This is a genomic window from Desulfovibrio sp. DV (assembly GCF_001936595.1).
Lineage (GTDB): Bacteria > Desulfobacterota > Desulfovibrionia > Desulfovibrionales > Desulfovibrionaceae > Solidesulfovibrio.
In genome coordinates this window covers 45747-58195 of sequence record NZ_MLBG01000009.1, presented here as the reverse complement: position 1 = coordinate 58195, position 12449 = coordinate 45747, and the positions used below count along the sequence as shown (strand labels likewise).

General features: G+C 58.0%; 12 protein-coding genes. All 12 read left to right on the top strand.

The annotated features are described in order from the left end of the window. Positions 1 to 4 precede the first annotated feature (4 nt). From DVDV_RS04120 to DVDV_RS04065, 12 genes are read left to right on the top strand one after another with little or no spacing between them, the layout of a single operon-like run. Complete coding sequence (locus tag DVDV_RS04120; RefSeq protein ID WP_075353442.1) at positions 5 to 1540, top strand: ATPase, T2SS/T4P/T4SS family; 1536 nt, start codon at positions 5 to 7, stop codon at positions 1538 to 1540. After that, the gene (locus tag DVDV_RS04115; RefSeq protein ID WP_075353441.1) at positions 1540 to 2607 is read left to right on the top strand and encodes a type II secretion system F family protein; all 1068 of its coding nucleotides are present in this window, start codon (positions 1540 to 1542) and stop codon (positions 2605 to 2607) included. Before DVDV_RS04120 ends, DVDV_RS04115 begins: the two co-directional genes overlap by 1 nt. Before the next feature lies 1 nt (position 2608). Beyond that, a complete protein-coding gene (locus DVDV_RS04110; protein ID WP_075353440.1) occupies positions 2609 to 3088 on the top strand; it encodes a type 4 pilus major pilin in 480 nt (159 codons plus the stop codon). Next, complete coding sequence (locus DVDV_RS04105; protein WP_254845238.1) at positions 3049 to 4110, top strand: ATPase, T2SS/T4P/T4SS family; 1062 nt, start codon at positions 3049 to 3051, stop codon at positions 4108 to 4110. The genes DVDV_RS04110 and DVDV_RS04105 overlap by 40 nt, the downstream gene beginning before the upstream one ends. Next, the gene (gene pilM / locus DVDV_RS04100) at positions 4107 to 4535 is read left to right on the top strand and encodes a type IV pilus biogenesis protein PilM (RefSeq protein WP_075353439.1); all 429 of its coding nucleotides are present in this window, start codon (positions 4107 to 4109) and stop codon (positions 4533 to 4535) included. Before DVDV_RS04105 ends, pilM begins: the two co-directional genes overlap by 4 nt. Before the next feature lie 4 nt (positions 4536 to 4539). Beyond that, positions 4540 to 5652 carry a shufflon system plasmid conjugative transfer pilus tip adhesin PilV gene (gene pilV / locus DVDV_RS04095; RefSeq protein WP_075353438.1) on the top strand — a complete coding sequence of 371 codons (1113 nt, stop codon included), beginning with the start codon at positions 4540 to 4542 and terminating at the stop codon, positions 5650 to 5652. 2 nt (positions 5653 to 5654) lie between these two features. Then, complete coding sequence (locus tag DVDV_RS04090) at positions 5655 to 6869, top strand: TrbI/VirB10 family protein (RefSeq protein ID WP_075353437.1); 1215 nt, start codon at positions 5655 to 5657, stop codon at positions 6867 to 6869. Further along, the gene (locus tag DVDV_RS04085) at positions 6859 to 8877 is read left to right on the top strand and encodes a type IV secretory system conjugative DNA transfer family protein (RefSeq protein ID WP_075353436.1); all 2019 of its coding nucleotides are present in this window, start codon (positions 6859 to 6861) and stop codon (positions 8875 to 8877) included. Before DVDV_RS04090 ends, DVDV_RS04085 begins: the two co-directional genes overlap by 11 nt. Further along, positions 8874 to 9407: a conjugative transfer signal peptidase TraF gene (gene traF / locus DVDV_RS04080; RefSeq protein ID WP_075353435.1), complete on the top strand. Its 534-nt coding sequence runs from the start codon at positions 8874 to 8876 to the stop codon at positions 9405 to 9407. Before DVDV_RS04085 ends, traF begins: the two co-directional genes overlap by 4 nt. Continuing rightward, positions 9408 to 9593: a hypothetical protein gene (locus DVDV_RS04075; RefSeq protein WP_075353434.1), complete on the top strand. Its 186-nt coding sequence runs from the start codon at positions 9408 to 9410 to the stop codon at positions 9591 to 9593. It begins immediately after the preceding gene. Then, positions 9583 to 11826 carry a zincin-like metallopeptidase domain-containing protein gene (locus DVDV_RS04070; protein ID WP_075353433.1) on the top strand — a complete coding sequence of 748 codons (2244 nt, stop codon included), beginning with the start codon at positions 9583 to 9585 and terminating at the stop codon, positions 11824 to 11826. Before DVDV_RS04075 ends, DVDV_RS04070 begins: the two co-directional genes overlap by 11 nt. After that, complete coding sequence (locus DVDV_RS04065) at positions 11823 to 12443, top strand: lytic transglycosylase domain-containing protein (RefSeq protein ID WP_075353432.1); 621 nt, start codon at positions 11823 to 11825, stop codon at positions 12441 to 12443. The genes DVDV_RS04070 and DVDV_RS04065 overlap by 4 nt, the downstream gene beginning before the upstream one ends. Positions 12444 to 12449: the final 6 nt, after the last annotated feature.

Sequence of the window (12449 nt, the reverse complement as noted above, 5' to 3'; positions counted from 1 at the left end):
CTTTATGGAACAAGTTAGCGTTATTGACAACATTCCAGCGGCCTTGCGAGGCCGCGTGGCGCTCGTCAATGGTGTTCTCCATATCTCGGCGGAACTTAAAAATAATCTTCAGATTGTTGATTTCTACGGCAGTTTACGGCGTCGCGGCATCTTAACCTATGAGTTTCACAAGCCGGAAGAATTCGACAGCACCTTTGCCAGTCAGGCTGCCAGGACGGGCCATGCGGAAAATGAGGTGCAGCAGTACGCCATCGACCTCATCAAGGATGCTTTTGATACAGGAGCGTCAGACATCCATCTCATGGATTCCGGCCTTTATACCATTATTAGATTTCGCTGCCTGGGGATGCTGACGGACCACACGCAGCTCAATGCCGAGTTGGGTCAGCGCCTGATCGCCTGCATTTACCAAAAACTTTCCCAGTCGGCTGACACCTGCTTTTCGCCGACCGAACGGCAGGATGGGCGGATCGCTCAACGGAATTACCTGCCGCCCAACGTGCATTCCGTGCGTGTGCACTCGGAGCCCATTGAGTGCGCCCAGGCGCAGTCCGGCGTGGGCACCTCCATGTCCCTGCGGCTTCTCTATGATGCGACGTCCGCCAAAGGCTCTTTGCAGGAGCGCATGGCGGTGCTTGGCTTCACGCCGAACCAATGCGACACGGCTCAATTTCTCACCCGGCGCACCGGCCTGACGATCATTTCAGGCCCCACGGGGCACGGAAAATCCACTTTTTTGAAGCATGTCATGGAGTCCATGACGGAGCGCAATCCCGAGAAGGCCTATTTCAGCATCGAAGACCCACCAGAATATCCTCTCAAGGGGGTGCGTCAAGTCCTTATCTCCAGCAACGACAGAAGCACCCGGTCCGGTGCGTATTGTGACGCCATCGCAGGGGCCATGAGAAGCGATCCGGACGTGCTCATGATCGGCGAGATCAGGTACGTCGAGGCCGCTGTCGCTGCCATCGACGCGGCGCTGACCGGGCATTCGGTCTGGGCCACGATCCATGCGAACAACGCCATGGGCATCATCGCTCGCTTGGTCAGCATCCTGGCCACCCACTATCGTAATCCACTGGAACAGATTTGCGATCATAACGTCTTGGCCGGGCTCGAATACCAGCGGTTACTGCCCATGCTGTGCCCGAGTTGTAAAATCCGGCTGATGGACCTCAAACCCGAGAAGCGTCAACAGCATTTGCCCGAAGATGTTGCCAGCCGGTTACGGCGAGTCCTGGATGACCGGGAATCCGTGTACGTCCGGGGCAACGGCTGTGAGAAATGCCGAAAGCGAGGGCTGATCGGGCAGACCGTCGCGGCCGAGATCGTGGCCACTGACCAGGAAATGCTCGGGTTTTTGCGCGAAGGCAATATTCCACGTGCCCACGAATACTGGATCAAGGAAAAAGGGGGACGCAGCTACGTCGACCACGCCGTGGAACTCATCAAAGAGGGCCATGTCGATCCTTACCTCGCGGAGGAGCGGCTTGGTGTTCCTCTCAACTTCAACCAAGTTTTCGTGTCCGGTGGACGCTGATGCGCGAGTACTTGGCAGAACTCCTGGCGCGCCTGGCATTCAGCAGTTCGGTACGGCAACGGACCTGGAAAAAGCTGGCAGCCCAGGCCCGACATGGCATGAGCTTGGACCAAAGTCTGCGCCAGATGCAACTCCGGGCGACAAGTCGTCGATCCCCTGCGGCATTGGTGTTCGCCCGAGTGCTGGAGCACTTGGGTTTGGGACACAATTTGGGAGCGAGCCTGAGCGACTTCGTCACTCCGGAAGAGGTCATGCTCATCTCCAGTGGTCAGCGCTCGGGTCGATTTCCTGAAGGGCTGGAGCTGGCGGCCGGCCTGCTGGCTGCCCGTCAGAAGATCCTTGGGGCCGTGGTGAGCGCGTTGGCTTATCCCGTGTTTCTCTTTGGTATTTGTATCCTGCTTTTGGGTGTCGTCTCCGTCATGGTGATGCCGAAGTTCGCCATGCTTTCCGATCCCGCCAAATGGCATGGCGCGGCGGCGGCATTCTACAAGATGACCTCATTTGTGGCTTCGTTTGCCGGTGCGGTCACATTGCTTGTTATTCTCGGCCTCATTGCTACGGCGCTGCTGACTCTACCAATCTGGACAGGTCGGTTACGTCTCTATGTGGAAAGCTTGCCTCCGTGGTCAATATACCGCCTGACGGTGGGCTCGGTCTGGCTCTACACACTGTCCACATTGATGCATTCTGGCGTACAGCTCTCGCATATTCTGGAATCAATGATCAACTCTGAGACAGTAAGCCCTTATTTGCGAGAACGCATTTTAGCAATCTCCATTGAAAACGGTCATGGAAAAAACCTTGGCGATTCGATGTATGATTGCCGAATGAATTTTCCAGATCAAGAGCTTATTGATGACTTGCGTGTTTATGCCGTTCTTCCGGGATTTCACCGTCAGATGCACGAATTAGCAACAGAATGGATGCATGAAGGCGTGGAGTTGGTGAAGCAGCAATCCAGGATAATGAATTTGGTTGGAATTGTCCTGATTACAGTTTTGATTTGCATTTTGGCAATGGCGATAGGTTCCTTGCAATCTCAACTCTTACAATCTGGAGGATACTAGGATGACGCTTCTTGAAACTCTTGGCGCTATTTTAGTTGGGTTGATTGTCTTAGCCGGGGCCGCCTTGGGTCTCAGCGGAGCATTTTCCTCGTCCAAGCTGGGTGAGACAGAACAAAATCTCGTCACCCTGCGTATGCAGGTGCAGCATATGTTCTCCGGTTCGGCAGATTACACTGGCCTGGACAACGCGTTGGCTCTGAAAGCCGGGGTGGTGCCCAAATCATTTATTAAGGGCGAAGTGCTCAAAAATGCCTTTGGTGGCGATATTACCTTGGCCCCGGTGACTGCGGATGCGGCGTTTTCCATCGAACTCACAACCATTCCCCAGGAAGAGTGCACTAAGCTGGCAAAATTCCAGACGGATGCTTGGCTTGCCGTTGATGTGAACGGCCATGCCGTGGATCGGCTCTCGGAGTCTATTGTCACGGATATCGTGTCCTATTGCAACGACACCAACAACATCATCTTTACGGCGAGATGACCGTGTCGTTGGCGGAACTGTTCTTTTCAGACCTGATCATCTTGCCGGACGGGTCTGCGCGGCTCAAAGGCTGCCCCGAGTCAGGACAGCAGCTCATCCCCGTCCCGCCGGATTGCGCGGACGAGGTGAAGGAGCTGCCCAAGAAACTGATCGATGCCGTCTTGGCCAGACGCCAGACGGACCCGGCCACGGGGCTCCGCGTGGAGCCCCGAACGATCCGGTATTCCCATAACGGAGTGTATTACCGGGTGGCCGAAATCCAGGATGTCGATGCCGGCCAGACATGGTTCATGCGTCGGCTGCCATCAGAGGTGCCTCAGCTCTCGAAATTGGGGCTGCCGCCGTATCTCAGCGAATGGCTACTCCTCGCGGAGCAACGGCAAGGCCTCGTTTTGGTGGCCGGCGCGCAGGCCTCGGGAAAGACAACGACGGCCAGTGCTTTGGTGGCCAGCCGGCTACAGCAACATGGCGGGCACGCCGTGACGTTTGAGAACCCGGCGGAATTGCCCCTCGGCGGTAGTTGGGGAGAGCACGGCCACTGCTTTCAGACGGAGATTCAAGGGGAGCATGAGCTCCCCATGCAAATCGAACGGGCGCACCTGTACGCCTCGCCCAACGTCATCTTCATCGGAGAGATTCACACCAAGTTCGCGGCGTTGGAAGCCCTGCGCGTGGCCCTGGGCTCCAGACAACAACTGGTGGTGGCCACCATCCATGGCTTCGATGTGCTCGCAGCCTTGGAGCGACTCATTAATTGGGCGCAGGAACTCGATGGAGCGAACGCCTGCGAGAATCTTGCCAATTCCCTCCTTGCCATTCTGTTGCAGGATTTGGAAAGCGAGCCAAAGTGGCAGAAGTGTCCTCAATATCTGTTGCTCCCGTTTACTGCTTCCAATCCAGAAAACGCGATGCGCGTGAAAGGCATTCGAGCGAAATTACGTGAGCGGCAACTACAATCGCTTGGTGATGACATGAGAGATTTGCGTAACCGCATAGCAGACCATGGACTCAAAGCGATATGAAAGCATTGGCTGTCCTCATGTTTGTTTTAGGTGTTTTGGCTATGTTTCGTTTTGGAAGCATGGATTCACAAGACACCCACCGAGCAGAGTCAATAGCCGCTAACTTCGCGATCTACCGGAATGAAGTGCATCGGTATGTTTTCAACGGCCACAAAACGCCTGGAGATATTGCGACAGCATCCCTGGGCCTGCCGACAGGTTGGGTGATGCTGCGCCCGTGGCACGCCCGCATCGAGGCGGGTTGCCTCTATGTCTGGGGGGAAGCCTCGCCCGAAGAGATAGCGCTCGTCCGGGATTTATATTGGGGGAGCTACGCCATCGGCCGCGCGGCTGCTGGCCAGCTCCTCCCCAGCTACGGCGGCGTTACGCCGGTCCCGGCCTTCGTCTCCGAGGGCGACATCGTAAGCGTGGTCAGCGTGGAGTAATCGCATGAAACTAGTTGAAACTATTGGCGCGCTGCTGGTCCTTTTCATCATGATTCCGCTTCTTTTGAACTTGTGGACGTTGGGCTCAAATGAACTCGAAAAACGGCAAGCCGCTGACCAGCTCTCTGCGGTGACGAAGGCAGCTTCCGCCTATGTTCGCAAGCACCAGACCGACTTGGTGACGCAGGCCTCGGCCAATAGCGGACCAATGATCGGCACCGCTCCGCTGGTCACGGAAGGCTTTTTGGCGGCCGGCTTTCAGGGACACAACGTCTGGGGCCAGACGTATCAAATATATTTCAGGCAACCCGAAGCGAACACGTTGCAGGCGGTGGTGCTGACTACGGGTGGGCGCGGACAGGAAGCCAAGGATGTCCGGTTCGCTACTGCGGTCGTCCCCTCAGCGGCTGCGATGGCAGGTGGAGCCGGCGGATTCATTCCCACTGGGGATATTCCGGACCAGCCGTCGAGTTCGCTACGCGGAGCTTTCGGCGGGTGGACTCTCAACCTGGCCAGCGTCGGGATCACATCCCCAGGCCCTGGCCACCTTGGGGCGCTGAGCACGTTCGACAGCTCCAGCCTCGGCCAGGATTTTCTCTACCGGGTGTCCGTCCCGGGCCACCCGGAACTTAATCAGATGCAAACCGAACTGGATATGACGGATCACGCGATCCGAAATCTTTATGAGGTCCAATTTACGGAACGAACCTTTGGCAGTGAAACCTGTGATTCCTCTGCGGAAGGCAAGGTCTTTTTCGATGCGGCCCAGGGACTTTACATTTGCCGGAACAGCAACATGGAAATCCTGGCCGACACAGGAAACAGCACACTTTTTAAAAACGCCACCTTGGCCAAGGACGGGGACCTTATCAATAAACCGGCCTGCCCGCTTGGCACCGATACCACCCCACAAATTTTCGTGGCTCCAACCATCGTCGCTGCCGGCGCACAGGCTCCTCCTATTACCTCGTTTCAAGCCTGGGCGGTCAGCCGCAACGATAGGCAATGGCAGGTGCATCTGCGGCTGTTGACCACAGACGACACCTTGGGCTGGGTCAACCCTGCTTCTGATTATGGTCGTGTCATGGTCTATACAATCTGCGTCAAAGGAAGCTGATCATGTTAAATGACCCCAATGAATATATAGAAACCCAACGGATGCGGAAATGGCCGCTTTATGCTTCTATCGTAGTCGGAGCCATCTTGCTTGGCGTCCTGGTCTACTCTGTGGAGTTTACCAGCAAGGCCAAGAAGGATGTAAAAGAAAAACCGACGATAGTTGTTCGGGATGACAAGCCCCTTGTAAGTGACAACGCTGGCGGGATGGGCATGGCGACGCCTCCACCGCCGCCAACGCCGACAACGCCACCCAAGCCCATCGTGCAAGTGGTTACCAGCAACGAGCCGCCGGAATATAAACGCGAATTGGAAGAATTGCGCAGGCAGCGGCATCAAGCCGCCATGACCGCGCTTTCTTCGCCGCTGGTCATTCGCAAGGTCAAGGACGACTCGACGGCGAAGATCGGGCTCCCGGGTGAGAACAATCCGCTGAAGCCCGAAAAAGAGTCGACCGGTGACCATCTTGACCGACTTGAGCGGCTCGCGGGAGCGCCCCGGGAGGGGGACTACAACCCGGCGGCGGACAAAGACAAGGAAGCGTTCTTTGACCGAGCGAAGAAGACAGATAAGCAGTGGATTTCCCCCAACACTCGGATGGCGGGGCAGCGGTTTGAGGTCAAAACCGGTGCCGTGATCCCGGCGGTGATGATCGGCGGCATCAACTCGGATTTGCCCGGCCAAATCATCGCCCAGGTCAGCCAGAATGTCTTCGACACGGCCAATGGCCACTTCCTGCTCATTCCTCAAGGAGCCAGGCTGTACGGGGTCTATGATTCCCGGATCATCTATGGCCAATCCCGGGTGCTCGTGGCCTGGAACCGCATCATCTTTCCCGACGGTTCGGCCATCACCCTGGAATCCATGCCCGGCACGGACAGCGCCGGCTATTCGGGCTTCAACGATGAGGTGAACAATCACTATTTCCGGACTTTTGGCGGCGCGCTGCTCATGTCGCTCATCACCGGGACCACTTCTTGGGCCGTGGACAGCATGACCCCGACATCCAATAGCTCCAATTCCACAAACAGTTCCTCGACGCCGACGCTCCAGCAGGAAATGGCCTCGGCCCTGGCCACGCAGTTCGGCCAGACTACCTCCAAGCTTCTCGAAAAAAACATGAACATCAAGCCGACGCTGGAAATCCGGCCTGGCTACCGGTTCAACGTCATCGTGACCAAGGACCTGGTTTTCAAGGAGCCGTATCGTGAGCAGTGAGATCATTCAGCATGGCCTGGGCGGCATCAAGACGCGCCGTAAGCTTTTGCGATGGGGGTACCTCCTTTTCATGGTGCTCTTGGCCGGGGTCAGCTTGTCCTTGGCAACCCAGCAGGTGGCGGCTTCCTTCGGCAACCACCAATCTCTGGGCACCCCCTGGGGCTCGGCCTTCGGCATGGTCTGGTACGCGCCCTGGAAGATCCTTTCATGGCACCAGTGGAGCAACGAATACGAGGCCGTGCGCCGGGCCGAGTTCCATGGGCAGATGCTCTTTATCGTCCCCCAATTTCTGATCCTGGGATTTGCTCTGCTGTCCATGCGCAAACCCAAAGACACGTCCGATATTCATGGCTCCGCCCACTGGGCCTCGGAGGATGAGATCAAGGAGATGGGTCTTTGTGGCGGTCAAGGCATCTATGTCGGCGGTTGGCTCAAGAAATTCCATGGGTGGCAGGCCGTCAGGCAATGGCTACGGGGTCGTCGCGCGCAGACGCAACGCTATCTGCGCCATGATGGCCCCGAGCACGTGCTCCTCTATGCGCCAACCAGGTCCGGCAAAGGCGTGGGCGTCATCCTGCCGACGTTGCTTTCCTACCCCGATTCAACGGTCAACTTGGACATCAAAGGGGAAAACTGGGCGCTGACTGCGGGGTGGCGACGGTCCCAGGGGCACAAGGTCCTGCGCTTTGATCCGTCAGATGCCAGCCTTGGCGATGACAGACTCGGCACCTGCTTCAACCCCCTGGATGAGGTGCGGCTGGATACGCTCAAGGCCATCCCGGACGTGCAAAACATCGCCACCATGATCGTGGACCCCGAGGGCAAGGGACTCCAAGACTATTGGGCCAAAGCGGGTTTTGCCTTCATTGCCGGCGCGCTGCTCCATTGCTTGGTGACGGTGCGCCACAAGGCAAAAAGGACGGCCACCCTCAGCGATCTGGGCAACATGCTTGCCGACAAGGACCGCACGATTGAGGAGCTCTTTGAGGAGATGCTCAAAACCGATCATGCGGCCCTGGTCGCGGAATGCTTTCCCTCGGGAGCCATAGGCGGCCAGGACATTCATACGTTTATCGCCTCCTCGGCCCGGGAGATGCTCAACAAGAGCGCCAACGAGTGCTCGGGCGTCGTGGGAACGGCCGTTTCCAACCTGGCGCTTTACCGCGATCCCGTGGTGGCCATGAACACGGCCCGCTCGGACTTTCGGGTGCGCGATCTTCTTCATCATGAAAAGCCGGTGAGTCTTTATCTCGTTGTGAGCCCCACGGATGTGAACCGAGTGCGGCCACTGCTCCGGCTGATCCTCAACATCATCATCAGTCGTATTTGCGAACGCATGGACTTCGAGAACGGTGAGCAAAAGAAACCGCCTCGCCGTTTGCTCATGCTTATGGATGAGTTCACTTCCATCGGCAAGATGGAAGTCATTAACAAATCCATCGCCTATGCCGCTGGATACGGCATCAACTATCTGCTCGTTATTCAAAACATCGAGCAACTTAATGAGACCTACGGCAAGGAAAATGGCATCAAGGGCAACTGTCACGTCCGGATCGCCTACGCACCGAATACCCTGGAGACGGCCAAGGAACTCTCGGAAATGACAGGCAAGACGACGGTCGTGACCGAAAGAACTTCCTTGTCAGGCTCTCGCAGTGGGCACTTGAAAAACGCCTCGGTCAGCATCTCCGAGACCGCTCGGCCGCTTCTGACGCCCGACGAATGTATGCGCCTTCCGGGCCTCACGAAAACGGGCGAGAAAGCCAAAAAGCCCGGCGACATGCTCATTTTCGTTGCCGGCCAGTCTCCAATCTACGGCCATCAAATCCTGTATTTTCGAGACCCGGCATTTTCCGAACGGGTTAAAATACCGGCTCCAGTCCAATCCGATTCCCTCGGTGCGGCCACCAGCGCCAACCCTAAAGCCAATCCTAAGGCCACAACCGCCCTTGAGAAGCAAAGTGGCTACGCTGCCTACCTCAAAAAAGCGCAGGGGGCGCAAGTATGAGGCCCAGCGTCGTCTTTCTCGTGTGCGTCATGGGGTGCGCGGGAGTCGTTCTTTTTGAGGGTGGGTTTCGGTTCAACGCCACCGCCTCGATGCCCAGGGGGTTTTATCAGCTTGTCCCTGGCCAGGCTGTGGTGATCGAGCACGGCGCCCTCGTCAGCTTCTGCCTGGAAGACGCAACCTTCACGCCTTTGGCTCTGGAGCGGGGTTACCTGCGGCCCGGGTCATGTCCGGGTGGGCTCCAGCCATTGCTCAAGGTCGTAGCGGGGCTCCCTGGTGACGAGGTGAGCCTGGCTACGGACGGCATCCGAATAAACGGCCAGCTCCAGCCGGAGAGCCAGGCTCATTCGCAAGACAGCTCCGGCAGGCCGCTGCCGCTCGCACTCCGCTCTGGCCGGATTCCCCAGGGCATGGCCCTGATCCTTTCTTCTGGGCATCCAGGCGGTTTTGACGGCCGATACTTTGGCTTGGTCCCCCTCACTTCGCTTCAACTGGTGAAGCCGGTTCAACTCTTCGACACAGGAGAAAAATGAATGGAACGAGAAGCACTCAAAGCGGCGGCTCGGGCGGTGGACGTCCAGGCCTCGGAAAATCCCAGCCTTGGCATCCCGGCCGATCCCGAGGTGGCGGATTTCCTGGGCGCGTTTGAGGAACAGGCCATCGGCCTCGATGATCTGGACGAACTTCAAGAGGGCGAGGAGGGCGGCCGTGGCGCATAAAGACCGCAAACCCTTCCACGAGGAATTTGCCGCACAGCTCATTGAGGACCTCAAAAAGGGCACAGCTCCTTGGCAAAAGCCTTGGCAGCCCGGGGAACTGCACGCGCCGCTGAATCCGGTCTCCGGCACGGTCTACAGCGGCATCAATCGGGTGATGCTCTCCCGCAAAGGGTACGAGGACCCGCGCTGGATGTCGTTGAAGCAGGCCAACTCCCTGGATTGCCGGGTTCGGAAGGGCGAAAAAGCCCAGACCATCGTTTATTGGCAGTTCTCCAAGGAGGAGCCGGCCCGGGACGATGACGGGAAGCCGAAGCTTGATGGCGAGGGCAACCAGGTCATGGAAAAGGTGGAGCTGAGCCGTCCGATTGTGCGCTTCTCTTCGGTTTTCCACATCAGCCAGTTGGAGGGGAACATCCCGCCGTTGGACCCGTCCACGGTCAGCTTGGCTTGGGACCCGAATCAAAAGGCGGAGACGATCCTCGAAAACTCGGGCGCGACCATCAAACACAATCAGCGCAACCGGGCGTATTACAGCCTGCGCTCCGATGAAATCTGCCTGCCCCCCAAAGACCATTTCCCCTCTGCTGATGGCTACTACGTCACGGCGCTCCACGAACTTGGCCATTGGACCGGCCATCCTTCCCGGATGGACCGGGAGTTCGGTCCCTTCGGTTCCGAGCCCTATGCCCGCGAGGAACTGCGGGCAGAAATCGCCTCTTGGATGCTCGGCCAGGATTTGGGCATCGGCCATGATCCTGGGCAGCATCTGGCCTACGTGGATTCGTGGGTTTCGGTGCTCGAAAAGGACCCCTATGAAATCGTCCGCGCCTGCCGCGATGCGGAGAAAATCAAGCAGCACGTGCTCAATATGGAACAGAAGCAGGATCTCCCTCAGGAAGTGGCTGCCGGCATCTTCCCGGCCGAGAAGAAAGAGGCCCTCGATGACCGTGTTCATTTTTGGCACGAAAATGAGACCGGCAAATCCCTCAAAGAATTTCTGGGGCTCAATGATGGTGAATTTTCCGCCTTTCTTCGCGGCGAGGGTGTGGTTGAAAAGACGCCCTCCGCTCCAGCAAAGGAAAAAACCTTCCTGGCCGTGCCGTTTCGCGAAAAAGACAGGGCGAAAGCGGCTGGGGCCAAGTGGGATGGCAAAGCCAAGCTCTGGTATGCGCCCGAGGGAGCAGACATGACCACGCTCGGTACCTGGCTGCCGTCCAAAGAGCCGAGTCCGACCCAAACCATGGACCCCAAGGAAGAGTTCGCCCAGGCCTTGCGTGCAGCCGGCCTGGAGCTTCAGGGCGCGCCCGTCATGGATGGGAAGATTCACCGGGTCCCAATCGCCGGCCGACCGAACGCTCTGGATGGAGCCTACCAAGGTTTCCTCGATGGCCATCCCGCCGGCTGGTACCAAAACTATGTGACCGGTGAAAAAACCACGTGGAAAGCCCATGGCCACACCTTAACCGAAGATCAGAAGGCTGCTCTCAAGCTGGAAGCGGCGGAACGCGGTCAGCGCCGGGAGCGTGAACGGCTCCATGAGCAGGATCGAGTAGCCCACCAGTGCAGCCAAGCCTTTGCCGAACGCACTCTCGCATCCGCCGATCACCCTTATCTCCTGAAAAAGGGCGTACTCCCGCTTGGAATCAAAGAATCCCGGACTGACGAACGGGCAGGTGAGTTATTGCTCGTTCCCCTCTGCAATACGGACGGGGAACTGCGCAATGTCCAGGAAATCCATCCGGACGGCAGCAAGCGGTTCCAGCCTGGTGGGCAGAAAAAAGGCTGCTTCCACTTGATCGACCCTGAACGGAAGCTTGATCAAGGGGAAATCCTGTTGACCGAAGGTTACGCCACCGGTGCCAGCGTGCACATGGCCACGGAAAAGCCTGTGGCCGTGGCGTTTGACGCCGGCAATCTGGAGCCGGTGGCCCAGGCGCTGCGTGAAAAGTATCCCGCTGCCAAAATCACGATCTGCGCGGATAACGACTATCGAAATCCCAACTCCAACGTCGGGGTCGAGAAAGCCAAGCAGGCCGCCCAGAGCATTGGTGGAAATGTCGTCGTCCCTGTCTTCAACAAAGAGGAAATGGCCGTTGGGTTAAAGGATTTCAACGATCTCCATCTTTCTCGGGGGCTCAAGGAAGTGGCCGCGCAAGTGTCCAAGGCCCGGGGGGTGACCCGGGGCCACGACCAGCATCTTGGTCGTGAACTGAGCTGCGAGATGACCCGATGAGCACGATCCGCCAAGTCTGCGCCGGCATGGCCCTGATCGTGCTGCTTGCCGCGGGCTCCCCTGTCTGGGCTCAATCTTCCGAAGACCTGGTCAGCCTCTTCGATGGTCCCTGCGAACGCTACGGCGTGCCGAAGCCGTTGGCCCTGGCCATCGCTGGTCAGGAAAGCGGCGGACGGCCATGGGTCATGAACATAGCCGGCCGACCGATCCTCCACGCTTCGAAGGAGGAGGCTTTGGCGGTGGCCCGGGCCGCGCTTGCCGCCGGGCTCTCCTTCGACATCGGCCTCATGCAAATCAATGCGCAGTGGCTTCGGCGCTACCACCTCCCCCTGGAGCTGGTGTTCGAGCCTCGCGGCAACGTCCAGGTGGGCGTCTGGATACTGGCCCAAGCCATCAAGCGTTATGGCCTGACCTGGGAGGCCGTGGCCACCTATCACACCCCCTTGGAACGAAACCCTGAACGCGGGCGGGCCTACGCCGCCGCTGTCCTGGCCAGACTCGGCAGCAAAGCTCCTGCGATGGTGTCGTCTTCCTCTTCGAGTCCGCGACAGACGGTGTCACCGGCAGCTTCGCCAATGGTCGTCAAACGTCGCGAAATGGCCAGCAACGAAAAGTGAGGTAGT